Source organism: Streptomyces sp. NPDC107454 (assembly GCF_055582885.1).
The window spans coordinates 42,253-66,026 of record NZ_JBVJPA010000034.1 but is presented as its reverse complement, the minus strand read 5'-3'; the positions used below and the strand labels follow the sequence as shown (position 1 = coordinate 66,026).

The 23,774-nt window shown below is 68.2% G+C and carries 21 protein-coding genes and 4 pseudogenes; 17 read left to right on the top strand and 8 right to left on the bottom strand.

Features of this window, described 5'->3' with window-relative positions:
• Positions 1-778 precede the first annotated feature (778 nt).
• Positions 779-1,999 (top strand): cytochrome P450 family protein, encoded by a 1,221-nt coding sequence (locus tag ACZ69M_RS49080; RefSeq protein ID WP_470060207.1) that lies wholly within the window; start codon positions 779-781, stop codon positions 1,997-1,999.
• Positions 2,000-2,123: 124 nt separating this feature from the next.
• Positions 2,124-2,393, top strand: coding sequence for a hypothetical protein (locus tag ACZ69M_RS49075; RefSeq protein ID WP_470060206.1), 270 nt, complete (start codon positions 2,124-2,126; stop codon positions 2,391-2,393).
• A gap of 47 nt (positions 2,394-2,440) precedes the next feature.
• Here the strand turns inward: ACZ69M_RS49075 and ACZ69M_RS49070 are convergent, their stop codons facing one another.
• Positions 2,441-3,178 (bottom strand): MerR family transcriptional regulator, encoded by a 738-nt coding sequence (locus ACZ69M_RS49070; protein ID WP_470060205.1) that lies wholly within the window; start codon positions 3,176-3,178, stop codon positions 2,441-2,443.
• Between the two features lie 47 nt (positions 3,179-3,225).
• Between ACZ69M_RS49070 and ACZ69M_RS49065 the strand changes: the two genes are divergently transcribed.
• The 3 genes and pseudogenes from ACZ69M_RS49065 to ACZ69M_RS49055 all read left to right on the top strand — a co-directional run bounded on the left by ACZ69M_RS49065 (position 3,226) and on the right by ACZ69M_RS49055 (position 4,994).
• Positions 3,226-3,663, top strand: coding sequence for a DUF6194 family protein (locus tag ACZ69M_RS49065; protein WP_470060204.1), 438 nt, complete (start codon positions 3,226-3,228; stop codon positions 3,661-3,663).
• 109 nt (positions 3,664-3,772) lie between these two features.
• Positions 3,773-4,108 (top strand): annotated as a pseudogene (locus ACZ69M_RS49060) (hypothetical protein); the annotation flags it as partial.
• Positions 4,109-4,253: 145 nt separating this feature from the next.
• Positions 4,254-4,994, top strand: a complete 741-nt coding sequence (locus tag ACZ69M_RS49055; RefSeq protein ID WP_470060203.1) for a phosphotransferase family protein — start codon at positions 4,254-4,256, stop codon at positions 4,992-4,994.
• A 200-nt stretch (positions 4,995-5,194) separates the two neighbouring features.
• Here ACZ69M_RS49055 and ACZ69M_RS49050 read toward each other — a convergent pair whose 3' ends face one another.
• The gene (locus ACZ69M_RS49050; RefSeq protein WP_470060202.1) at positions 5,195-5,653 is read right to left on the bottom strand and encodes a MarR family winged helix-turn-helix transcriptional regulator; all 459 of its coding nucleotides are present in this window, start codon (positions 5,651-5,653) and stop codon (positions 5,195-5,197) included.
• A gap of 63 nt (positions 5,654-5,716) precedes the next feature.
• Here ACZ69M_RS49050 and ACZ69M_RS49045 point away from each other — a divergent pair, with 63 nt between their 5' ends.
• Both ACZ69M_RS49045 and ACZ69M_RS49040 read left to right on the top strand, forming a co-directional pair.
• On the top strand, positions 5,717-6,085 hold the full coding sequence (locus tag ACZ69M_RS49045; RefSeq protein ID WP_470060201.1) for a VOC family protein: 369 nt from the start codon (positions 5,717-5,719) through the stop codon (positions 6,083-6,085).
• A 193-nt stretch (positions 6,086-6,278) separates the two neighbouring features.
• Positions 6,279-6,887 (top strand): annotated as a pseudogene (locus ACZ69M_RS49040) (transposase); the annotation flags it as partial.
• A gap of 8 nt (positions 6,888-6,895) precedes the next feature.
• Here ACZ69M_RS49040 and ACZ69M_RS49035 read toward each other — a convergent pair.
• A pseudogene (locus ACZ69M_RS49035) lies at positions 6,896-7,707 on the bottom strand (IS5 family transposase).
• Positions 7,708-8,135: 428 nt separating this feature from the next.
• On the opposite strand from ACZ69M_RS49035, the gene ACZ69M_RS49030 reads away from it, so the two are divergent.
• Entirely contained in the window at positions 8,136-9,119 is a 984-nt protein-coding gene (locus tag ACZ69M_RS49030; protein ID WP_470060200.1) for an SGNH/GDSL hydrolase family protein, read from the top strand.
• A 138-nt stretch (positions 9,120-9,257) separates the two neighbouring features.
• On the opposite strand, the gene ACZ69M_RS49025 is transcribed toward ACZ69M_RS49030, so the two are convergent.
• Both ACZ69M_RS49025 and ACZ69M_RS49020 read right to left on the bottom strand, forming a co-directional pair.
• Entirely contained in the window at positions 9,258-9,911 is a 654-nt protein-coding gene (locus ACZ69M_RS49025; RefSeq protein ID WP_470060199.1) for a hypothetical protein, read from the bottom strand.
• 105 nt (positions 9,912-10,016) lie between these two features.
• Positions 10,017-10,562: an AAA family ATPase gene (locus ACZ69M_RS49020; protein ID WP_470060198.1), complete on the bottom strand. Its 546-nt coding sequence runs from the start codon at positions 10,560-10,562 to the stop codon at positions 10,017-10,019.
• 266 nt (positions 10,563-10,828) lie between these two features.
• Between ACZ69M_RS49020 and ACZ69M_RS49015 the strand changes: the two genes are divergently transcribed.
• Positions 10,829-11,356: a hypothetical protein gene (locus ACZ69M_RS49015; protein WP_470060197.1), complete on the top strand. Its 528-nt coding sequence runs from the start codon at positions 10,829-10,831 to the stop codon at positions 11,354-11,356.
• A gap of 177 nt (positions 11,357-11,533) precedes the next feature.
• On the opposite strand, the gene ACZ69M_RS49010 is transcribed toward ACZ69M_RS49015, so the two are convergent.
• Positions 11,534-12,469 (bottom strand): LysR family transcriptional regulator, encoded by a 936-nt coding sequence (locus ACZ69M_RS49010; RefSeq protein WP_470060196.1) that lies wholly within the window; start codon positions 12,467-12,469, stop codon positions 11,534-11,536.
• A 133-nt stretch (positions 12,470-12,602) separates the two neighbouring features.
• Here ACZ69M_RS49010 and ACZ69M_RS49005 point away from each other — a divergent pair, with 133 nt between their 5' ends.
• From ACZ69M_RS49005 to ACZ69M_RS48995, 3 genes and pseudogenes are all read left to right on the top strand, one after another.
• A complete protein-coding gene (locus tag ACZ69M_RS49005; RefSeq protein WP_470060195.1) occupies positions 12,603-13,913 on the top strand; it encodes an MFS transporter in 1,311 nt (436 codons plus the stop codon).
• A gap of 249 nt (positions 13,914-14,162) precedes the next feature.
• Positions 14,163-14,393 (top strand): annotated as a pseudogene (locus ACZ69M_RS49000) (transposase family protein); the annotation flags it as partial.
• A 223-nt stretch (positions 14,394-14,616) separates the two neighbouring features.
• Positions 14,617-15,759, top strand: a complete 1,143-nt coding sequence (locus ACZ69M_RS48995; protein ID WP_470060194.1) for an ISL3 family transposase — start codon at positions 14,617-14,619, stop codon at positions 15,757-15,759.
• A gap of 22 nt (positions 15,760-15,781) precedes the next feature.
• Here the strand turns inward: ACZ69M_RS48995 and ACZ69M_RS48990 are convergent, their stop codons facing one another.
• Both ACZ69M_RS48990 and ACZ69M_RS48985 read right to left on the bottom strand, forming a co-directional pair.
• Positions 15,782-16,360 (bottom strand): DUF4240 domain-containing protein, encoded by a 579-nt coding sequence (locus ACZ69M_RS48990; RefSeq protein ID WP_470060193.1) that lies wholly within the window; start codon positions 16,358-16,360, stop codon positions 15,782-15,784.
• Positions 16,361-16,628: 268 nt separating this feature from the next.
• Entirely contained in the window at positions 16,629-17,246 is a 618-nt protein-coding gene (locus ACZ69M_RS48985) for a TetR/AcrR family transcriptional regulator (protein WP_470060192.1), read from the bottom strand.
• Positions 17,247-17,412: 166 nt separating this feature from the next.
• Between ACZ69M_RS48985 and ACZ69M_RS48980 the strand changes: the two genes are divergently transcribed.
• The 5 genes from ACZ69M_RS48980 to ACZ69M_RS48960 all read left to right on the top strand — a co-directional run bounded on the left by ACZ69M_RS48980 (position 17,413) and on the right by ACZ69M_RS48960 (position 23,706).
• Positions 17,413-18,561, top strand: coding sequence for an FAD-dependent oxidoreductase (locus ACZ69M_RS48980; RefSeq protein ID WP_470060191.1), 1,149 nt, complete (start codon positions 17,413-17,415; stop codon positions 18,559-18,561).
• Between the two features lie 386 nt (positions 18,562-18,947).
• Entirely contained in the window at positions 18,948-20,174 is a 1,227-nt protein-coding gene (locus ACZ69M_RS48975; protein WP_470060190.1) for an acyl-CoA dehydrogenase family protein, read from the top strand.
• 5 nt (positions 20,175-20,179) lie between these two features.
• A complete protein-coding gene (locus tag ACZ69M_RS48970; RefSeq protein ID WP_470060189.1) occupies positions 20,180-21,412 on the top strand; it encodes a CaiB/BaiF CoA transferase family protein in 1,233 nt (410 codons plus the stop codon).
• 402 nt (positions 21,413-21,814) lie between these two features.
• Positions 21,815-22,804: a 3-hydroxyacyl-CoA dehydrogenase NAD-binding domain-containing protein gene (locus ACZ69M_RS48965; RefSeq protein ID WP_470060188.1), complete on the top strand. Its 990-nt coding sequence runs from the start codon at positions 21,815-21,817 to the stop codon at positions 22,802-22,804.
• The gene (locus ACZ69M_RS48960) at positions 22,801-23,706 is read left to right on the top strand and encodes a 3-hydroxyacyl-CoA dehydrogenase (RefSeq protein ID WP_470060187.1); all 906 of its coding nucleotides are present in this window, start codon (positions 22,801-22,803) and stop codon (positions 23,704-23,706) included. The genes ACZ69M_RS48965 and ACZ69M_RS48960 overlap by 4 nt, the downstream gene beginning before the upstream one ends.
• The last annotated feature ends 68 nt before the right edge of the window (positions 23,707-23,774 follow it).

The window sequence follows — 23,774 nt, the reverse complement described above, 5'->3', positions numbered from 1 at the left end:
GCTGGGGTCTCTTGTGTGGGTCTCGGGTGAGGCTATAGTGAAACCGGCCGAGCGGTTTTGTTTTGCGAGTGGTTCTCTGGTGGGTGTCGGTGGTGTCGGTGGTGCTGGGGGGCGGTTTCCGGGATGCGTATGGCCCGGGCCGGCACCCAGACGCACACGGCCTGTGATCGGCACTCATGGGGCTTGCCTGGTGTGCCCGGTGTGAGGCTGGGCGGTTGCTGGTGTTGAGGTCCCGGTGTGCACCGGGACCGGTCCCGGGCGTCTGTCCAGGGTTGGGTTCCGATGGGCCGCGAGGGATCGGGTGGCAAGGGTCCGTGGCTGGTGGCGGGTTCCCGGGGTGGTTTTGCGGGGCGGGGTCTGGCGCGTGTGTGGGGTTGTGTTCCTAGTGGGTGCCCAGGTGGTCGTGCGGGCGCGGTGCCGGAGTGTGTTTGCAGTGCTTGTCGGGAAGTTTTCGCGGTCTATGTCGTGGAGGTGTCCGGTGGCGCGTCAGCAGGAGCAGCAGAGTCGGCGGGATGAGCGGGGCCGACAGGAGCAGCAGGAGCAGGGGGAGTTGCGGGGCGGCCGCGGGGGTGTGGCGGACCTCCGTGCCGTGCCGAACACTCCGGACCAGAAGGATCTGCCGGATGCGCAGGGTGTGCCGGATCTGCGCGCTGGGCGAGGTGGGTGTCCGTATGTGATGGACGGGTTGGGGCGGGATGTGCAGGGGGAGGGTGCGTTGCTGCGGGGGCAGGGAGAGGTGGCGCGGGTGGTGTTGCCGGGTGGAGTAGGAGCGTGGGCGGTGACGGATCCGGCGGTGATCCGTGGGTTGTTGACGGATGGTCGGGTCTCGAAGGATGCGTATCGGCATTGGCCGGCGTGGCAGCGGGGTGAGGTGGGGGCGGAGTGGCCCTTGGCGGTGTGGGTGTCCGTGCAGAATCTGGTGACGTCGTACGGGGCGGAGCACCGCCGTCTGCGGGGGTTGATGGGGTCGGCTTTCACGGCGCGGCGAGTGGGGTTGTTGGGTCCGCGCGTGGGGGAGATCACGGCAGGGCTGCTGGAAGGGTTGGAGGCGGCGGCGCGGGAGGCTCGGGGCGGTGTGGTGGATGTGCGGGGGTTGTATGCGCAGCCGTTGCCGAGCCGGGTGATGCTGGAGTTGTTCGGGATTCCGGAGGAGTTCCGGGGGGCGTTGCGGGAGATCATTGAGGGGTTTTTCGCTACGGGGGTGTCGTTGGAGGACGCGCGGCGTAACTACGCGGCGCTGTACCGGACGATGGGGGAGTTGGTGGCGTTCAAGCGGCGTTGTCCAGGTGAGGACCTGACGAGTGCGCTGATCGCTGCGGGGAGCGGAGCGGATTCCGTTGATCAGGCCGCCCTTTCGGACCTCACGGACGTGGCGGACGGTGCGGGTATGGGCGTAGTCGCGGGAGGCCCCGAGGCTGCGGGGGGAGGGGGGTTGAGTGAGAAGGAGTTGGTGGACAACCTGATCATGTTGTTGAGCGCGGGGTGCGAGCCGACCGTGAATCTGCTGGCGAACGCGGTGGTGTGGTTGCTGCGGGAGCCGGGGCAGCTGGAGTTGGTGCGGTCGGGGTGGGCGTCGTGGGGGGACGTGGTGGAGGAGGCGTTGCGGGTGGAGGCGCCGGGGGCGAATGCGATTTTGCGGTACGCGGTGGAGGATGTGCGGGTCGGGGAGACGGTGATCCCGCGGGGAGACGCGCTGGTGATCGGGTTCGCGGCGGCGGGGCGGGATCCGGGGGTGCACGGGGAGGATGCGGATCGGTTCGATGTGATGCGGGCGACGCGGCGGGAGCATTTGTCGTTCGGTCATGGGGTGCACTACTGCCTGGGCGCGCCGTTGGCGCGGCTGGAGGCCGAGATTGCCCTTGAGGCGTTGTTCGCCCGTTTCCCCGGGATGCGGCTGGCGGTGGAGCCGGGTGCGCTGCGTCCGACGGAGTCGTTCATTTCGAACGGGCCGCGCGAGGTGCCGGTGTTGCTGGGACCGCCTGCCGACGGGGTGAGGTGACGCGCCGGCCCGCACGCTGCTCGTACAGGCTCGGGGCGATGACCGCGGGGGACACCTGCACGCGTCCCCGGCGACGAGCATCAGGGCCTCGAACGGCATCTGCCGATCTCTCGCCTTCCGCTTCATGTCGAAGTTCCTGGAGAACTGCCGCTACCCACGCTCCATCCACTCAGCGACGGTCCGCCCGACAGCCGTGTGCGACAGCCACCCTCCATACCTGACCACCAAGCGATGCCGCCAGGTCTCGGACTGGGCCGAGGCCGACGACGTCGAGATCGCCCACACCCCGACCAACTCCGCATGGCTGAACGGCATCGAGCTCCAGTGCACCGCCCTGGGCAACTCCATCCTCGACGGCACCAACTACGCAGCCACGAAGAGCAAGGCAGCGTGATCCGCCGCTGCATCATCCGGGGAAGCCGCCACGCCGACCAACAGCGCCTACGGGCGGTGGTCGTCAACGACGGCTGCCAGGTCTGCGCCCGATCGGAGTAGCGCCACGGTTCGTGCGGCGATCTGGTCGAGCCGTTGTTGCAGGATGCGTTGGGTCTTGCCCAGGCTGTCGAGTTGGTGCAGGGAGCCCATGATCTCGCGCACTGCGGGAATGCTGTAACCGGTGCCGCGCAGGGCAGCGACGATTCGGGCCGCTCTGATGGCTGAGAGATCGTAGCGGCGTGCTTGCAGTGACGTCACTCGCTCGGGCGTGACAAGCCCTTCCTGCTCCCAGAACCGCAGAGTGGAGGGACGTACATTGAGCGCTCCGGCGAGCTCTGTGATCGTCATCGCGTCACTCTCTTGCTCGAACTCGGTTGTGTTCGCTTCGGCTTGGATCGCGCGCAACGCTTGTTGAGCGCGCAGGGCCTCCTCTCGTTCTCGCGCGAGCCGAACATGGACCGTGTTGATCGCAGAGGCTGCCTCCTCGATCGTGTCCGTTCGTAGTTCCGCGAGCATGTGCCGGGCCGTGACAGGCCCAACAGCACCTGCGAGCCCTCGATAGGCGCGAAGAGCATGCACGTGCAGCGGAGTGTAGGAACGGTATCCGTTGCTCGATCGAGCGGCTGGGGGAATGACTCCCAGCCGCTCCAGGTCGCGAACCTGTTGCACCGAGTACCCCGACTCTCCGGCGACATCGACGGTTCGGAGCGGTACCCGTCGCGAACCGCTCACCAGCTCGCCCATCAGCCAACCCCACATAAGCACTTGAAGGTGATGCTTGAACCATGAGTATGGAACAGATCATCGCGACCGTGCGAGGCTTCGCCGGCGCGCTCGTGGTTGTCCCGGAGCAGGGCGGCGGCCTCCCCGAGCTCGTGTGGGGAGATGCGTTCTTCTACTACGCCCCCGACGGCCGGGCGCCTCAGAACGTCCAGCCCTACGGGACCATCGTCACCAAGAACTACCCTGACGACGCCGTTTCCGACCTTGACTCTCCAGGCCGCTGGCGTCTGAACATCCACGTCGACCGTGCGACGTTCCGGGAGCTCACCGGCGAGGAGCCGCGCAGCCTCACCCGACCTCGCGACTACGCGGCGGCCGACACAGTGATGCCGCACCCGGTATACGGGGCACTCGGCTGGATCTCTGTCGTCAATCCCGGTGAGAGGACGACGGACACGGCCGTGCAGCTTTTGCGTAGTGCCCACGACGCGGCTCGTGCCCGATGAGCGCGGCGACACGCAACGCGAACGTCGCCGGAGAATGACTGACACGGTTCCGGAGCAGGCGGACCTGAGGATGCCCCGCACACCGCGGTGAGCGCGAGTTCACTCCAGTTCCGCCCATCACCAGATCGTCATCGACGGTGACAGCCGCCGGGTCGTCGCGGTCAGCAGGCCGCTTCCAGGCAACCGTGCCGACTGCAAGGCGTGGAGGGAGAAGGACTCTTTGAACGGAACCAGACACACAACAAGTTCCACAAACAGCTCCGCGCCCGTGTCTCGTGTCGAGCACGGCTTCGCCCGCATGAAGACACGGAAAATCCTGCGCGACTGCCACCTCATGGGCGACGGCGTCCACCACGCCACGACCGGCATCGCCCACCAGCGCAACCTCCGCGGGACCAACCCCAGGCCGGGCCGTCCGTTTCGGCTTCGGTCAAATGCCCTCTAAGGACTCCTAACAAAACTGGTGGGCTTGACCTGGTCAGAGGTTGGTGTCGTGCACGAGGCCGCCGGGCAGCGGGACGCGGTCAGCCGCGTAATCGCACGCGGTAATCCCGGCGACGTCGGCGATCATCCCGGGATACTGGTCGCCCATGGATGAGGTCAAAGTCGTCGTCGTCCATTCCGAGCGTGCGACTCTGCGTGTCGGCGACGTGTTCTTGAAGGTGGACGCCGATCAGGCGCGCATCGACGTCGAGGCGATGTCCCTCGCGCCGGTCCCGACCCCGGAGGTCCTGTGGCGCAAGCCGCCCGTACTCGCGATCGCCGCGCTCCCGGGGACGAGGCCTGGGCGCCTCGGCGGGCCGTCGACCGGGGCGCCGGCGGCGTGGGCCGCGGCGGGTGCCGCCATCCGGAAGCTGCACGACGCGCCGCTGCCGGCCCGCCCCGGCCGGGCAGGCCGGAGCATCGTCGCGCTGGCGGCGGAACTCGACGACGAGTGCGAGTTGCTCGTGACGAACGGCGTCCTGCCCGCCGACCTGGTCACCCGCAACCGCCAGGTCGCCGAGGCCGCGCTCCGGCCGTGGACTCCGGCGTTCACGCACGGCGACCTGCAGATCGAGCACGTCTTTGTCGACGGCGACGAGGTCACCGGCATCATCGACTGGTCCGAGGCGGGCCGGGGTGATGCCCTGTACGACCTCGCGACCTTCACACTCGGGCACGAGGAGCACCTCGACGACGTCATCGCCGGCTATGGCACCGACGTCGACCTCGACGTGATCCGCGCGTGGTGGTCGTTGCGAAGCCTGCTGGGGGTTCGCTGGCTGGTCGAGCACGGCTTCGACCCGTCCGCGCCGGGCTGTGAGGTCGACGTGCTGAGATCCCGGATGTGAGGCTGCGCGAGCCCGACTGCTGCGAGTGCGTTCTGACGCATCGAGCAGGCCATCCCCTGGGGCGCATCGCCTGCCCTTACTCGGCTCATCGCAGAAGAGGGTGCAGTCGGGGGCTGTTGGTTTTCGAGGTCGCCTGCACGGATTTCCACGCTCGGCTGCACTCCTGTCCGGGCGCGGCGAGACGTGCGCCGAGGAACGAGCTATGCACCGTCGTTGCCATCGCGCAGGGAATGGATCATGCTCCGCAGGATCCGGAACGCGCCCGACTGCTCGGTCTCGGTCATGCCGGCCAGCATTCTGACCTCGACGGACCGGACCGCTACGGTCGCCTTCTCCAGGCTCCGTCGGCCGCGAGGCGTGAGCCGCGCGGGAAGAACCTTCCCGACGGGCGCCTCCGCAGGCCTGGTCACGTAGCCCTCTCGTTCCAGGGACTGGAGCAGCACGTTCATCGTCTGCCGTGTCACGAACGCGCCCCGAGCGAGCTCGGAGTTCGACAAGCCCGGCCGTTGAGCAAGCAGTTCGAGGCAGGAGTAGTGCGTCACGCTCATCCCGAGTGGCCGCAGCACCTCCTCCATGGCTGCGCGCAGGGCACTCGAAGCCTCTTTCAGCAGGTAGCCCAGTGATTTGTCCAGGTCGACGCCGACACCGTTTTGACTCATGTCAGAAGTCTGACATACCTTGGTCCGTGTCAGGAATCTGACACGGAGAGAAGGAGCATCATCATGCCCGCCACCGGCCCCGACTTCATCTCGCTCCAGGCGCGCGACCTCCACGCTTCGCAAGCGTTCTACGAGCAGTACCTCGGCCTCGTCCGCTCGCAGGCCGGACCTCCGCACGCCGTCGTCTTCGAGACGAAGCCGATCGCGTTCGCACTCCGCGACGTCGTTCCCGGCACCGATCTCGCATCCGTTGCTCAGCCCGGCATTGGTGCCGCGATCTGGCTCCACGCCACCGACGTCCAGGCCATCCACGATGCTCTCGTCGCCGACGGTCACACCATCGTCTCCGCACCGATCGACGGCCCCTTCGGCCGGACATTCACGTTCGCCGACCCCGACGGCTACCAAGTCACTCTCCACGACCGCGCCTGACAAGCCGAACGCCACCGACGATCACCGTTCCCCGAAGACCGCCGGTTGCGCCCGAGGCGCGAGAATCCGGGCGACATTCATTGGCTCTTCGCATATAACCGCGTAGACAGGTCCGGCACGTCGGTGCCGGGGGTAGAGGTCGAGGTCTTCCGAGGATGAAAGGTTCTACGCCGCTCATCTGGAAGACCTCGACGTGCGTGACACCACCTTCTGCCCTGCTGATCCGACGACGTTCTGCCGGCTGGATGACCTCGGCTTGGAAGTGGTCGGCCAACCGCTGTACCCCGACCACGCTGTGTTGCTCTGTCGAGTGGTCGAGCCTGACAGCTGGTGCCATTCCTGCGGCTGTCCGGGGGTGCCGCGCGACAGCGTGCTGCGCCGACTGACGCACGTTCCGCTCGGCCGGCGGGCAACGATCCTGCACGTCCGTATCCGCCGCTACCGCTGTTCGGGCTGCGGGCAGCTCTGGCGTCAAGACGCGACCGCGGCCGCCGCGCCGAGGGCGAAACTGTCGACGCAAGCGGTGATGTGGGCGTTGAAGAGTGTCGTCAGCGACCGAATGCCGATCGCCCGGATCGCCGCCGGGCTCGGGGTGTCCTGGCACACCGCCAACGACGCCGTCTGTGCGATCGGCCACCAGTTGCTGATCGCCGACCCGACCCGCTTCGACGGTGTCCAAGTCCTGGGCGTAGATGAGCACGCGTGGCGCCACACCCGCCGGGGGGACAGGTTCGTCACCGTCGTCATCGACCTCACCCCGGTCCGCGACGGCATCGGACCGTCGAGACTGCTAGGAGTTGTCGTCAAATGTCACGCCCGCATCAGGAGCGATGCGAGGGTGACGGCTGCCTGGCAGGACTCGGCGGTCTCGTCGTACCGGGTGGCGATGCCGCGCCGTTGCTTCAGTCGGTCGAAGCAGCGTTCCACGACGTTGCGTCGCTTGGAGAGCTGCTTGTCGAAGGCTGGCGGACGCCCTCCACGACTGCCGCGCTTCAGCCTGTTGCGGGCCTGATCGGCCCGCTCGGGGATCGTGTGGGCGATGCCGCGCCGCCTGAGCCGGCTGCGGATGGCCCGGGAGCTGTAGCCCTTGTCGCCCAGGACGTGGGCGGGCCGCACGCGGGGTCGTCCCGGGCCGACGTGGGGCACCCGGATCGCCTCCATCACCGCGGTGAACTGAGTGCAGTCGTTGGTCTTCCCGCCCGTGAGGGTGAAGGCGAGCGGGCGGCCGACGCCGTCGCAGGCGAGGTGGATCTTGCTGGTCAGGCCGCCACGGGAGCGTCCTAGGCCCGGTCTGCGGATCCCCCTTTTCGAGCTCCGGCGGCATGCTGGTGGGCGTGGACGTTGGTCGAGTCGACCGACACCAGCCAGTCGATGTCCACGGCCGCGTCCGCCCACGCCTGGACGACCCGGAGCATCCGCTCGAAGGTGCCGTCCGCCGCCCCGACGGAAGCGGGTGTGCAGCGAGGCCCACGACCCATACCGCTCGGGCCCATCCCGCCAGGCCGTCCCGGTCCGGAACTTCCACACGGTCCCGTTGAGGACCCTTCGGTCGTCCAACCGCTTCCGCCCCGCAAGGATGCGGGCAGCAGCGGCCGGACGAACTCCCACTCGGCATCGGACAGTTCGTGGCGGCGTGAAGCGCGCGGGTTCGCAGAATCTGGTAGCTACCCGGCGGGGAACCCGTCCGCCAACCTGGCGTTTCCGATGCAGAGCGAGTGGGTTCGGCCCCTCTGGCTGCGAGTCATGCGCTGAGCCCTCGCGGCCCTGAACGGCCGGAGGTCGAGCTTGCGGGTGATCAAGAACAAGACAGCCACCGAGAGGCACGTGTCTGGCCGAGATCCTGCAGTCGATCAAGAAACTTCCCCGCACTGCGCAAGTTCCGGACCAGATAGATCGCCAGTAGAGGGCGAGTGGTCGACGCGCCGATCACCCGTCACCCACAGAGGCGCACCCCACAGTCTGAAAGTGACTGTCCGTATTGGATCTAGTGCGTTTAGTGACGGTCTCTTTATGGTCAAAGCGACGCCAACACCGCATCCCTGGAGGATTCGTGGCACGCTTCCGCACCCGACTTGCCCTGCTCGGCTCGGCCGCAGCTCTCGCCGCAGGCGCCGTCGTTCCCGCGCAGCTCGCCGGGGCGCAACCCGCCGCCGCGGCGGACTACCAGTGGGTCGCCCTGGGCGACTCCTACACCGCCGGGGTCATCCGGGCCGCAGGCGACCCCATCGACTACCCGCGCGACGGCTGCGAGCGCACCGACAAGTCCTACCCCCAGGTCATCGACCGCGACCTCTACGGTCTCTTCGACCTGAAGAACGTCAGTTGCGGCGCTGCCACCATCAAGAACGTCACCGACCAAGCCCAGGAGCCGATCGGCCACCACTTCCCGCCGCACCTCCCGGACCCGGACTACCCGTTCCCCGCGGTGCCCCCTCAGTCTGAGGCGGTGGGCCCCGACACCGACGTCATCACCGTCGGCGTGGGCGGAAACACCCTCGGCTTCGCCGTACTCCTCGACAAGTGCATGACGCTGGGCGGCGAAGCCGACGGCGCGGGCACCCCGTGCAAGGACGCCCTGGCCGCCGGCATCCCGGCCCGGCTGAAGACGGTGCGCAAGGAATTCGACCGGATGCTCACCGTGCTTCACGAGCGCGGCCCGAAGGCGAAGATCCTGACCGTCGGCTACCCCACGGTCATCCCCCAGAACACCGTCAAGTGCCACTACGGCAACCCGACGCAGTTCGCCACGATCACCCAGGGAGACCTGGCCTGGCTGCGCCAGGACGTCCTGGAACCCCTCAACAAGACCATCAAGGACTCGACCGCCACGCAGGAAGCCGCCAGCTTCGTCGACCTCTACCCCTCCTCCCAGGACCACAGCGTCTGCGACGACACCAAGTGGGTGGAAGGCATCATCACCATCCCCGATAGCCAAGACCCCCAGCTGTCCCTGGTGCACCCCAACGCCCTCGGCCACCGCAACGCCGCCGACCACGTCGAAGAAGCGATGCTGAACGCCATCGACCCGAGCTGACCCGCACCCGGCACCCCCACCGACGATCCCCAGCGAACTGGCCTCCCGCACCAGCCGGAGGCCAGTTCCGCGTTTCCATGGCCAGTCCCGCGTTCCATACAGATCCCGGACCAGGCCTCAAAGTCCCGCGCTGAGGCGTCACCTGGGGAGTTTCGCCGTGCGCTCGGGGTGAGCGGCGGTGACATAGTGCATGGCGGTCTTCTCCGTGATCCCTAAGAGCCTCATCAGCCGGACGGGGTCCGCTGTTTCGGCTGCCTCGTTGAGGATCCGGTCCTGGCGCAGGCCGACCAGGGTGAGCCCCTGCGGCACGTCGTCACGGAGCATGGTCTTGCCGACGGGCGGATGGCCGGGGTCGAGCGCCGGTCTCTGGCCGACGAGCAGGCGGGGGTTGGTCGAGGCGGGCCAGCGGCGGTGGCGGTGGTCAAGCCGGTCGGCGGCGATCTGGTGGGTGAGTTCCTCCAGGTAGAGGGTGTGCCGTCGAAGGCCGCACCGGATGACGAGGGTGCCGCGTGCGAGGTCCAGGTCGCAGGTCAGGATCATGCGGAATTCGTGGACGGGCACGGCGTGGACTGCGGCCAGGACCAGGACCAGACGCCCGAGCGGGGTCTTCGTCTGCTGCAGGGCACTGGCCAGCAGGTCGCTGGGGACCGGCTTCGGGATCCCTGTCGGATTCCCGACGCGAAGGTGCTGGGCGGGGTCGCGGAAGACCACCCGTTCCCGCTTCAGCGTCCTGAACAGGCTGCGCAGGGCGAGGGCGAGCTGTCGGCGGGCACGTCCGGCATGGCCGTCCACGGCCGCGTCGACGTGGTGCCGGGTGATCTCTCGAAGCGAGAGCAGACCTGCCTCCGCCGAAGCGACTGGCCATATTCCGGGCGCCTTTCGCGACGCCCGGGTGTCCTACCTGTCCGAACCCACCCCGATACGGGCCAACACCCGGTCGGCCAACTCCGGCGGTGTCAGCTCTCCGTCCAGGAACACCGTGTCGCCGGGCAGGGTGTCGACCGCGGCCATGCACGGCGCGATCCTGTCCATGCTCCAGCGTCGGACCTGCTCCTCCCGCTCGGGATCATCAGGGAAGAAGATTCGTCCGTCGATCCGCTTCTCCAAGACCTCTCGAGAGGCCTTGAGGAAGAAGTGGTGAAGGTCGATGCCCGCGTTCTTCAGCACGCCGAAAATCTCACCGACATAGCCGGGGTCGACCACGGTCATGGGGACCAGGAGCGGGCGACGGTACTCCTCGATCAGCCCTACCGCCAGGTCGGCAACCTGTCGCCGCCACAACCGAAGATCCTGGAAGTCGCCAGTCGGCACCTCCACGATCTCCCGCAGCACGAAGCCGACCATCTCGGGGTCATAGACGAGTGCCTCGGGCCAACGAGGACGCAACTCGTCCACCAGCGTGGTCTTCCCGCTGCCGAACGCACCGTTCACCCAGACGATCAACGCGATCCTCCCTACCCCGTCGCCAGGCCCGCGCGTCGAACCCGGCGTGTCGGATCAGCATGCCGGTCGACCTGAGCGGGGCCAAATTCCATTGCCGGACCATGCCTGGAAGATCGCTGATTGGGGTCGAAGCAAAGCTGTCAATCGGAGCCGGTTCACGTTGCCGAAGCCAACGGGTCACGAGTGTCGACGACGGCGTAGTTCTCCGTGCCGTGGTCGCGTAATTCCCCAGGTCCTGGGGTCGGTGTGAGGTTAGGTTGGCGGGCATGAGCAATGGTCGAAGGAGCTATGGCTATGTCGGACCCGCCCACTTGAAGACTCTTGTCCGAGCGGGAAGCGAGGGCCGGAGCATGCGCTCGGCGGCGGACTTCGACGAGTGGGCCTCGACCCAGACAGCAGGAGAGCTGGCTGAGTCCTTCACCTTCGTAGTTGATGCCTTCGGGAACCTGCGGCTCGCACCGCGCCGGAGCGAGCACGTGGTTTGTGCCGGTGGAGGACCGGTTCTCAGTGCCGGTGAGGTCAGCTTCCGCAAAGAGTCCGGTCGGTGGACGGTCGAAGAGGTCAGTAACCAGTCGACCGGCTACTGCCCGGACGTCAGCTCATGGCCGGCTGTGGCGGAAGCCCTGGACCGAGCCGGGATCTTCCGGCCCTCCACTTTCACGTATCAAGTGGTGTTCCGACGCTGCGCATCCTGTGGGCAGCTCAACATCGTGAGAGAGGAGGACTTCGTCTGCGTCTTTTGCGACGCAGTCTTGCCGGCGGAGTGGAACGTAGCCGAACCGTATGCTAGTTGATCGGCGGTTTGCTGGTCTTGTCTGGTCGGGTTCTTGGGGCGCTTGTTCGGGCGGTAGCCGGGGCCACCGCTCGTTAAGTGTCCGGACCGTTCCGATCCGTGAGTGTGCCGATCGGCACTACTGCCCTCGAGCCACCGTCCGCCGATCCGCCGACGCTGATCACGGACGCGGCGGCGCTCAGCGCGGAATCACCCAGCTCGGCGCCCAGGTCCCGGTGGCGTCGTGGTCGGCTGCTGTCGCGGCGAGGTGGGCGCGGAGGGTGGCCAGCGCCGGGTGGGGGTTGTCGCGGTGCCAGAGGAGCGAGTGCGGGTAGACGGGCGTCGGGTCGGTCACCGGGATGCGGCGCAGGCCGTGGCCGGAGGGCCAGACGAGGCGGGTGTGCCCGCCCATGAAGGTGGCCAGGGCCGGGGTGTCGGCGACGGTGTCGAGGAGCGCGTCGGAGCCGAAGTTGGGGCCCGTCGCCTCGATGGTGAGGCCGAACTCGGCGACGAGGTCGTCGTAGTAGGCGGCCCACTCGGTACCGGGGACGATGCCGGGCATCCAGATCCGGTGCCCGGCGAGCTGAGCGACAGTCACCGACCGGGCGCCCGCCAGCGCGTGTGCGGGGCCGGTGAGGAGCTCGAGCGGCTCGTCGAGCACCCGGACGGACTCGATGTCCTCGGGAAGGGGCCGGCCGGGCGCGGCGACGGCGCGGAAGGACGCGTCGATCGCACCGGACCGGATGGCGGCGACGGCCGTCTCGATGTCGAACAGCATCACCACGTCGAGGTCGATCTCGGGATGCGCACGGTAGAAGCCGCGCATCAAGCCCGCCGCCGCGCCACGCGAGGCGATCACGTCGACGCGCAGCGGACGGCGGCCGGGGCGCACGGACGCGACCGCGCGCTCGGCGACGCGCAGCAGCTCGCGCGCGTGGGGCAGGAACGCCTGCCCGTCGATGGTGAGCTCGGCGCCGCGCGCGGTGCGAGTGAACAGCCGCACACCGAGATTGCGCTCCAGCGCGGCGATGCGCTTGGAGACGGCCTGCTGGGTGACCGCCAGCTCGGCGGCGGCCTCCTGGAACTGCCCCGCGTCGGCGGCGACGACGAAGGTCCGGACGGTATCGAGGTCCATGCCGACACCCTACGAGCACAACCGATGGTTGTGGTTGGTGGCCCTACGGTTGTTTGATCCCCTGGTGTGACGCTCGCTTTGATGTCTCCGAACGCGGATCGGTTGTGCGGGTGAGTGGCGAGGGGCGTCGGGCATGAGGGGCGGACACCGGTTGGGACATCTGCTCGGACATCGGCTGGGGTGGCGGTTCGGGTGGCTGTGGGGAGCGTACGGGACCAGCGCGCTCGGCACCTGGCTCGCCTTCGGCGCGTTCCCGCTGATCGCCATCCGGGTGCTGCACGCCGGACCGGCCGAGGTCGCCGCCCTCTCCTCCGTGGGGGCTGCGGTGGGCGCGGCCGTGGCGGTGCCGCTCGGCCCGTGGGTGGAGTTCCGCCGCAAGCGGCCGGTCCTGATCGCGATGGACCTGGCGCGGTTCGCGGCGCTGCTGACGATCCCCGCCGCGTTCGCGCTCGGCGTGCTCACCTTCCTTCAGCTCCTGCTGGTCTCGGTCGTCGTCTCGGCGGCCGACATCACCTTCCGCGCTGCCTCCGGCGCGTACCTGAAGAACCTGCTGCCGGCCGAGGACCTGCTCGTCGCCAACGCCCGATTCGAGTCCACGGCCTGGACGACCACGATCATCGGACCGCCGCTGGGCGGCGCGGCGATCGCGCTCCTCGGCCCGGTGGCGACGGTGGTGGCCGACGCGGTCAGCTACCTGCTCTCGGCCCTGGGCATCCGCGCGACGGGCGGACACGAGCCGCGGCCCGAGCGCCGGGAGGGCGGGCACTTGCGGGCCCGGGACCTGCTCGCCGGCTGGCGGTACATCCTCGCCGACGCGACGCTGCGCCCGCTGTTCTTCAACACCGCCTTGTTCAACGGCCTGGTGATGGCCACCCAGCCACTGCTTGCCGTCCTGATGCTCGGCCGACTCGGGTTCACACCGTGGCAGTACGGCCTCGCCTTCGCCGCGCCCTCGATCGGCGGCCTGCTCGGCTCGCGACTGGCCCGACCGCTCGTCACCCGGTTCGGACAGCACCACGTCCTGGTCGTGACCGGGGCGCTGCGCGCGCTCTGGCCCGTCGGCCTGGCCTTCCTCGGGCCGGGCACCGGCGGGCTGCTGCTCGTGATGGGCGTCGAGCTCGGGCTCATCTTCTGCTGCGGGGTCTTCAATCCGGTCTACGCCACTTACCGCCTCGAGCGCACCGCGACGGACCGGATCACGCGCACCCTGTCCGCCTGGACGGTGACGACCAAGGCCTCGACCGCGCTCCTGACGGCCGTCTGGGGCGTGTTGGGCGGCCTGCTTGGCCCGCGTACGGCCATTGGCCTGGCCGGCGTGCTTCTGCTGGCGACCCCGCTGCTGCTTCCCCGCCGCGCGGCAGCGCCTCTCGCCGAGCCGGAACCGGAGCCGGAGCCGGATCCGAAGCCGGAGTCGGAGTCGGAGTCGGCACCGGAGCGCGCCTGACGGTCCGCCATCGCCGCCACCGCGATCGGGCTGCGCCGCCCTTCTTCGGAGCGGCGGTTCACCCCGCCACATACAGCTCGGGGATGACTGCGACGGCCTCCGCCGTATCCGGGGCCGTGAGGGTCGCGGCCCGACGCATCGTCGCGCACGTGCCCCACGGCGGGGAGATTCAGGGCTCTGTCCGCAGTTCCGTGAATCCCCAGGTCAGCGGAGCGAGCGAGGGATCGTTTCGGCAGAGCATGTCCCGGCATGGCGAGCAAGACGGTCGAGGCTGTGCTGTTTCCCGGGATCGATGTGCGAGTGGAGCGCGTCAGCGACTCCTCAGACGTCCTCGTGGTGGCGGCGGTGTCCACCGCTCGGCCGGGCTGGTGCCCGGACTGCGGGACGCAGGCGAGGCGTAGACACAGCACGTACCAACGTGCCCTGGATGAGAGGCCGTTGGGCTCTCGCCGGGTCATGATACGGCTGCGGGCCCGCCGGTACTTCTGTGACCGGAAGAGCTGTTCCCGTAGGACGTTCGTCGAGCAGGTGCCAGGGCTGTCCGAGCGGCACCGCCGCTCCAGCACCGGGCTGACAGGCTGGCTGCGGTCGATCGCGATCGAGCTCGGCGGCCGTCCAGCCGCACGGCTGTGCCGTCGCCTGCGGTTGGCTGCGGGCCGGACCCGGCTGCTCAGGCTGCTGGTAGCGCCGTTGGTTCCGGACCGTGCGCCGCAGGTGCTGGGGGGTGGACGAGTTCGCCTTCCGCAAGGGCTGCACCTACGGCACCGTGCTGGTCGACATCGCAGCCGGCCGGGTCGTGGACGTGCTGCCCGACCGCACCTCCGAAACCTTCGCGGCCTGGCTCCAGAGCCATCCCGGCGCCGAGATCATCTGCCGGGACCGGGCCAGCGCCCACACCAAGGCGGTCAGGGAAGCCGCCCCTCATGCCCTGGAAGTCGCCGACCGCTGGCACCTGTTGCAGAACCTGTCCGCCGCGGCGGAGAAGACCTGCCACCCGCACCGCGACTGCCTGCGCAAACGCGCCGAGGAGGAGATGGTGACCGAGGTGCCGGAGGTGCCCCCGATGCTGTTACCGCCCGCGGAACCGCCCCGCACTCAGATCATCGAACGCACCCGCCACCGCTACAAGGACATCCACCGCCTGCTGGAGAAACGCTGGACGATCAGTGCCATCGCCCGCCGTCTGAACCTCGACCGCAAGACCGTGCGCCGTTTCCGCGACACCGACCTCGACGAGTTGCTGGCCTCCGCCCGCGAGCGCCGCCCCAACGGCGTCCTGGAGCCGTTCAAGGCATACCTCAACACCCGCTTCACCGAAGCACAAGGCCAGGTCAGCGGCACCCGACTGTTCCTGGAGATCCAGGCTGGCGGCTACCGCGGCAGCCGCCAGGTCGTTCGCAAACACCTCGCTGCCCTTCGCGCGGGCATCGCCGCCCCGGTCCGGGCTGACATTCCGAGCCCCCGCAAAATCACCTCGTGGATCACGCGGCCCCGGGAGACGCTCACCGAAAGCCAGGACAAGCGACTCCTCCAAGTCCGGCTCGCCTGCCCGGACATCACCCAGGCTTGCGATCTCGCCCGGGCGTTCGCCGACCTGGTCCGTCACCAGCGCGGATATCTGTTGCTGGAGTGGATCCGGCAGGCCGAGCAGGACGCGCCGAAGCCCATGAAGGGCTTCGTCGGCTTCCTCCGCCAGGACCTCGACGCAGTGACCGCCGGACTCACCCTCCGGTGGAGCTCCGGTGTGGTCGAAGGACACGTGAACCGCGTGAAAACACTCAAACGAGCCATGTACGGCAGGGCCTCGTTCGAACTCCTCCGAGCCCGCATCCTCACCCAGCCATGAGCATCACGGAACGGCTCGAGCCTCATTTCCAGGGGCTTGTGCCAAGGAACAGGGCGGCCAGACGGGGAAACCGACGGCTCATCTCCCTGTCGTCGTCGAAATCGAAATCCTCGCCCATATCAACCGTGTTGTCGCTCTCTGTGTTAGCCGCGCGGAAACTGCGCCAGGCTTCGTAGAAGGCATCCGCATCACCCGTGATCCGTTCGAACGCCCCGCTGGCTGCATAGTTCACGTCCTCGTAGAACAGCACCTCGGAACGGTCCTGGACGTTCGCCGCCTGATCGACATAAGGGTGCGCAGCGAGGCTGTCGGGGTCAGCGGCCACGCGCTGGTACCACTGACAGCCCAAGGCGATCACACCGGCGCGAAAGTCCATGAAACTGTCGTCGGAGCACCCGCCCCCGATGAGGTAAGCAGCCGCCCACACATCCCAGCGATACAGGGCGTCATGCAACTCATCGAAGCGTTCCGCATACTCCAGGATCTCCTGCCGCGGTCTCTCTGCGAGCTGCTTGACGAGAACCTCGTCAAACGGCTCGCCCGTTGTGGCAGCCCCGGCTTGCGCGGCTTCGATGACGTCCCAGAACGTGTCGATCTCCATGACCGCGCACTCTGCCACGAGCCGATGACAATCGATCTGGCCAACCTGCCGATACCCGTTTCACGGAACTGCGGACAGAGCCAGATTCAGACATCGCCGTCACCACGAAGTCGCGTGCGGCTCAGCGAGCAGGACCTCGAGCGGTCGCCGCCACACGCAGGCCCCGTTCCACTCCCGTAGCCGACACCGCAGCCGACGCCGCTCACGCTGCGGCAGCAGCGGTTCCAGGAGCTTTCAGGAGCTTTCAGGGGTGATCCATCTCGATGTGTCAGCTCTTGCAGGAGCCTGCGATTGCATCCCCGGAATCGTGCTGTGACTGCCAACCGTGGATCAGCAGGTCGAACACCGTCTCCACGGTCGCGCGTGGATCGTGTCGGCCCTTGGCCAAGGTCGGGACTTCCAGGACGAACCGTGCGAGTGCCGAGCATGCGAGATCATCCGTTTCGCGGCCGAGTTCCTCCGCGATGACGGCGCTGAGGGTGCCCGCGTGCCGCATCCACATACGCTCCGCGTACTCGCGGAGCGCGGGCGTCTGGTCCACCAGCGCGGTGAATTGATGCAGACGTGGATTCGACGCGATCGGCACCCAGGACTTCAGCGCGTGGGCGCGGAGCGCCTCGACCACGTTCTGGTCCTTGGGCCGTTCACGGACGGCGGCGGTCAGCTCTGCCTCGACTTCCTCCTCGCGGTCGAAGACCAGCGCCTCCTTGCTGGGGAAGTGTGCGAAGAGGGTCGTCGTCGATACGTCGGCTCGTTCGGCGATGTCGCGGACGCTCGCTTGTTCGAAGCCGTGTTCCAGGAAGAGGTCCAGGGCGGCGTCGGCAATGGCCTGCCTCGTTGCGGCCTTCTTGCGCTCGCGGCGGCCCACGGTCGGAGAGTCGGGCATGACGTCACTGTACCTCATAACTGGAATGAGGCAGAAACTGGAACGGTTGCACTTACGGACTCGTTTCTGCTTTGGTGGTCTCCGTAGGGGTTGCCGCATCCCGACCGGGTCGCGGCGCCGGCCGCCGCCGCGCCGCCGAGAACCCCACCGACGAAAGGAATCCACCGTGGACTCTCCGATGCCCGCAAACGCGCGGATCAGCATCATCGGCGCCGGACCGGGAGGCCTGACGTGCGCACGCATCCTGCAGCAGCACGGCATTCCGGTGACGGTGTACGACCGCGAAACAGACGTGAACTCCCGCAACCAGGGGGGCTCACTCGACCTGCACAAGGAAGACGGCCAACTCGCGCTCCGAGAAGCGGGCCTACTGGAGGAGTTCTTCGCGCTCGCCAGGCTCGAGAGCCAGGAGATGCGCCGCATAGACCCTTCAGGGCGCGTCCTTACCCACCATCTGCCGGACGAGGGCGAAACGGTCAGCCCCGAGATCGACCGAGGACAGCTTCGCGATCTCCTGTTGGGCTCACTCGCTGCAGGGACGGTTCAGTGGGGACGCACACTCGAATCAGTGAGCGGACCGGCCGACGGGCCGCGAACGCTGACATTCACCGACGGGACGGCCGTCGAAGCGGATCTCGTGATCGGTGCGGACGGCGCCTCCTCCCGCGTCCGCACGGCCCTGTCGCCCGCGACACCGCGCTACACCGGGGTCAGCTTCCTCGAGGCATGGTTCGACGACATGGAGACCGCGCACCCCGAGCTTTCCGAACTGGTCGGGAAGGGCAGCGCCCACGTCGCCGACGGCGAGCGCGGCCTCTTCGCGCAGCGCAACAGTGGCAGCCACATGCGCGTCTACATCATGCAGCGCGTCCCTGTGGACTGGATCACGAAGAACGGGCTTCGCCCCGAGGACACCGAGGGCATCCGCGCGCACCTGTTGAGCGAGTACGCGGCCTGGTCACCGCAGACACTCCGGATGATCACCGACAACGACGGCCCGTACGTCGATCGTCCGCTCTTCGCCCTGCCGGTGCCGCACACATGGGAGTGCTCGCCCGGCGTGACACTCCTGGGAGATGCCGCACACCTCATGCCACCACTCGGCGTCGGCGTCAACCTCGCCATGCTCGACGCCAGCGAACTCGCGCTCGCGCTCGTCCACTCCTCCACCATCGACAACGCGGTACACAACTACGAGAAGTCGATGCTCCCGCGCTCGGCCGAGATGGCGAGGATGCTCGAAGGCGGCGCTGAGCATCTTCTGTCCGTGCCCGACCCCGACGAGACCGCGCGGTTCGGTCCGTCCCAGCCCTGACATCGCGGCCGCGGCTCCGTCAACCAGCCGAACGCTCAATCCTTGGGCCCTGACCTTCTCTCAGGTCCGCCGTGGCGACCGGCCGCCGCACCGGCGAGCTTGGTCAGGGCGCGGATGTCCTCCAGTACCCGGTGACCTCCCGCTTACCCAGGCTTGTCCGCGTCCCTCTCGGGCACCTCGCAGTGCTGCCTCATCTCTCCGACACCAGGGGGGACGGGCCACTGGAGTGGTCCGTGGAGACAACGGCACTCGTGCGCGGCGCGGGTCCGGAGGACCGGCCCGGGATCCGCGTTTAATCGCGCCGGAGAACCGAAACGCCAGGAGCGGAGAGCGCTGACGGGCGTGGATCTCCGGGTGACGCCCCACAGCGCTTGAGGGAGATTGCAATGACTGGCACAACGACCTTGCCGACACCATCCGGTCCCTGCCTGGAGAAGGGGCTGCTGCCCGCCGACTTCTACGCCTACGAGGACCTGCTGTCGGGCGGGGAGCGGGAGAAGCTCGAGTCCGTCCGCGAATTCCTCCGCACGCAGGTCGCCCCCATCGTCGACGACCACTGGGCCCGGGCCGAGTTCCCCTTCCAGCTGATCAGAGGCTTCGGCGGGCTCGGTCTGATGGACTGGGCCGACCCGGACTCCCCGGAATCCAAGCCGAGCAACCTCCTCGCGGGCTTCCTCGCACTGGAGTTGGCGCATGTCGACGCGTCCGTGGCCACGTTCGTGGGCGTGCACACGGGTCTGGCCATGGGCACCATCGTGACCTGCGGCTCCGACGAACAGAAGCGTCGGTGGCTGCCGGAGATGAGCCGCTTCGAGAAGATCGGCGCCTTCGGGCTGACCGAGCCGCACGGCGGCTCCGACGTGGCCGGGGGACTGCAGACGACCGCGCGCCGTGACGGCGACGAATGGATCCTCGACGGCGCGAAGCGGTGGATCGGCAACGCGACGTTCGCCGACCTGGTGGTCGTCTGGGCCCGCGATGTCGAGACCCGTCATGTGCTGGGCTTCGTCGTGGAGAAGGACACCCCCGGGTTCACCGCGACGAAGATCGAGAACAAGATGGCGCTGCGGATCGTGCAGAACGCCGACATCGTGCTTGACGGCTGCCGTGTTCCGGAGGCCAACCGGCTGCAGAACGCGAACTCGTTCAAGGACACCGCCAAGATCCTGCGCCAGACGCGCAGCGGTGTGGCGTGGCAGGCGGTGGGAGTGATGTTCGCCGCCTACGAGATCGCCCTGCAGTACGCCAAAGAGCGCGAGCAGTTCGGGCGCCCGATCGGGGGCTTCCAGCTCGTGCAGGACCTGCTCGTGAAGATGCTCGGCAACGCCACGGCCTCGTGCGGGATGATGACTCGTCTGGCCCAGTTGCAGGACGCCGGGGTTTTCCGGGATGAACAGTCCGCCTTGGCGAAGGCCTACTGCACCGTGCGGATGCGCGAGAGCGTGGGGTGGGCGCGGGAACTGCTGGCAGGCAACGGCATCCTCCTCGACTACAAGGTCGGCCGCTTCGTCGCCGACGCCGAGGCCATCTACTCGTACGAGGGCACGCGGGAGATCCAGACCCTCATCGTCGGACGCGCCGTCACCGACGGCCTGAGCGCCTTCGTGAGGTGACGACGATGACCACCGAATCCGTCTTCACCGGCCTGAAGGTCCTCGACGCGTCGAGCTTCATCGCGGGACCGGCCGCGGCCACCGTGCTCTCCGACTTCGGAGCGGACGTCATCAAGATCGAGCCGCCGGGCAAGGGCGACCCCCAGCGGAAGCTGAGCTCCGTGCCGCCCAGCCCCCGAGCACAGGCCAACTACAGCTGGCACCTCGCCAACCGCAACAAGCGGGGCATGGTCATCGACCTGAAGGCACCGGCGGCCACCAAGATTCTCAAACGCCTCGTCGAGTGGGCCGACGTGGTGATCACCAACTTCCCGCACGGCACGCGCGAGAAGCTGCACCTCGGCTACGACGAGGTCGCGGGCTGGAACCCGCGGGTCGTCTACGCCGACATCACGGGCTTCGGGGATGCCGGTCCCGACGCCGGGCAGCCGGGCTTCGACCTGACCGCCTACTGGTCGCGCAGCGGGCTGCTGGCCTCCACTCGGGACGCGGGAGCCCCGCCGACGGTCCCGGTCTGGGGCAGCGGCGACTACATGTCGGCGATCGGGATCTACGCGGCGATCGTGACCGCCCTCTACCGTCGCGAGCGGACGGGAGAAGGGGCCAGCGTCGGGACGTCACTGCTCGCCGAGGGGGTCTGGGCCACGGGAACGCTCGTGGCCGGAGCGCTCGCCGACGGCACCCCGTTCGATCTGCACGACCGGAAGGCGCCGGCGAACCCGCTGATCAACCCCTACCGGACCGCGGACGGCGAATGGTTCATGCTCGTCACCTCAGCTCCGCACTGGCCGGGACTGACACGGGCCATCGGGCACCCCGAGCTGCTCGAGGATCCCCGTTTCGCGGACATCGAGGGCTTCGTCAAGAACGCCACCGCGCTGACAGAGCTGCTCGACGCCGAGTTCCGCTCGCGGCCCTTTGCCCACTGGAAGGACGCCCTGACCCGGGAACGTGTCACTTACAGCCTCATCCAGACACCGGAGGAGGCCGCGCGGGATCCGCAGTTGCGCGCGAACGACATCGTCGTACCGCTGGAGGGAGTCAGCGGGCTGGACTACACAGTCAACAGCCCGGTCAACCTGCGAGGCGTCGCGAAGGTCCCGGCGAAACGGGCACCGGACCTGGGCGAGCACAACGACGAGGTCCTCGCCGAGCTGGGATTCAGCCCCGCCGAGATCGCCGAGCTGCGCGCCGAGGGAGCGATTCCCGGCCCGGCGGAAGCGGAGGGGGCGCGATGAGCGCGGCGCCCGACGCGTCCGGCGCAGTACTCCACTAGCGCCGCGGCAGTCGTGGGCCGAGGCCATACGCGGTCCCGTGACGGCAGAGGGCGAGCTGGTCAGGCCCCGGCGCCTACGCCCGCTCCACGTTGTCGCGCGTACTGCTCACGGCTGAGCCGCTGAACGCCGCCGAAGGCAGCCGTCAACGAGGTCCTGCGCGAAACGCAGGGCTCATAGGAGAGCGACGGGTTCAGACACCAGGACGAGCTCACGAGCGGGTCGGCCGCCGACCAGGACGCGCTTGAAGGGGCACGGGCGTTCGCTGAGAAATGTGCCCCCACCTGGCGCGGCCGCTGGTGCCGGCCACTTCAGCCGCTTTTCCCCCGCAGCCCGTGTCCGACTTTCAGGAGCAGTGAACCAGCCATGAACGCACACAAGCCCGTCCATCGCGTAGCGATCGTCGGCACCGGCACGATCGGTGCGAGCTGGGCCACGCACTACCTCGTCCGAGGCTTCGACGTCACGGCGACGGACCCCGCCCCCACCGCGGAGACGGCCCTGCGGTCGTATGTGGAGGCGGCATGGGACACGGCAGCTTCGATCGGCCTCGCGCCCGGAGCGTCGCCCGATCGCCTGAGCTTCACCACGGACATGCGTCAAGCCGTCGCGGACGCCGATTTCGTACAGGAGAACGCGCCGGAGCGTCCGGAACTCAAGGTCAAGCTGTTCGCCGACATCGACGACGCCACGCCGCCGGACGCGATCATCGCGTCGAGTTCCTCGGGCATCACGATGAGCGTCATCCAGGCCGAATGCCGGCGGCCTGAGCGAACCGTCATCGGCCATCCCTTCAATCCGCCGCACGTCGTCCCGCTGGTCGAGGTCGTGGGCGGGACGAAGACCGCCCCGGAGACGATCCGGGACGTCATGTCGTTCTACGCCGCGATCGGCAAGAAACCGATTCACCTCAAGAAGGAGCTTCCCGGGCACGTCGCCAACCGTATCCAGGTCGCGCTGTACCGAGAGGTCGTGTACCTGGTCCAAGAGGGAGTGCTCGACGTGGCGGACTCCGACGACGCGGTGTCCTGGGGGCCGGGGCTCAGATGGGGTGTCATGGGTCCCCATCTGTTGTGGCATCTCGGCGGAGGAGAGGGTGGCATTCAGCACTTCATGGACACTCTCATGCCGAGGATGGTGGCTTCCTGGCAGGACCTGGGCATCCCAGAGTTCACGCCCGAGCTAAGGGAGAAGATCGTGGGCGGCGTCCTGCAGGAGGCACACGGCGACTCGGTCGACGAGCTGGCCGCCCGGCGCGACGCGATGCTGTGCGCCCTGCTGGCCGTGCGGGCCGAGCACGACCCGCTCGGCCCGCGGAGCGCCGCAGCTGGTCGAGCGGCGAAGGAGGAGTCGTGACGCGGCCCCTGGAAAGACTGTTCGTGCTCGAGGCCAGCAGCGGCGGTCGCCTGTTCTCCGTGAACCCGGACGGCTCCGACAAGAAGGTCATCGTCACCGGATGCAGGATCCCTGACGGGGTCGCCGTCGATGTCACGGCCGGGCACATCTACTGGACGAACATGGGCTGTCCGCCGGAGAACGACGGCTCGATCGAACGCGTGGACCTGGACGGAGGCAACCGGACGACGATCGTCCCGAGCGGTGGCACGTATACGCCGAAGCAACTCCACTTGGAGGCCGCCGGCCGGAAGCTGTACTGGGGTGATCGCGAAGGCATGCGCGTGATGCGCTGTGACCTCGACGGCCACAACGTCGAGACCCTCGTACAGACGGGACAGGGAGAGGACGACCGCCGCGACGAGACCAAGTGGTGCGTGGGAGTCGCCGTCGACCCGGTCGGCGGACACCTCTACTGGACACAGAAGGGCCCGAGCGACGCGGGACTCGGGAAGATCCTGCGGGCCGGAATCGACCTGCCTGTTGGGGAAAGCGCGGCCGAACGCGGCGACATCGAGGTGCTGTTCGACGGGCTGCCCGAGCCGATCGACCTGGAACTCGACCTCACCCAGCGCATGCTGTACTGGACGGATCGCGGCGACCCGCCGCGGGGCAACAGTGTGAACCGCTCGCCGGTGGACGCGCCGGAAGGGCAGCGGACCCCCGAGATCCTGGTGACCCACCTCATGGAAGGGATCGGCCTCGCCCTCGATCCGGACGACGGCCGCATGTACGTGACCGACCTCGCCGGGAACGTCTACGCGGCCGATCTCAACGGCTCGAACCGGAGCGAGATCCTCATCCTGCAGGGCAACCTCACCGGCATCGCCCGTGCCGTGCTGCCGACCGGAACGAACGGATAGGCCGTGTCTGACTCATCGCGCCCGAATCATGCCCGCATCCCGCCCGGCGTCCTCCGGGCGGACGGCGC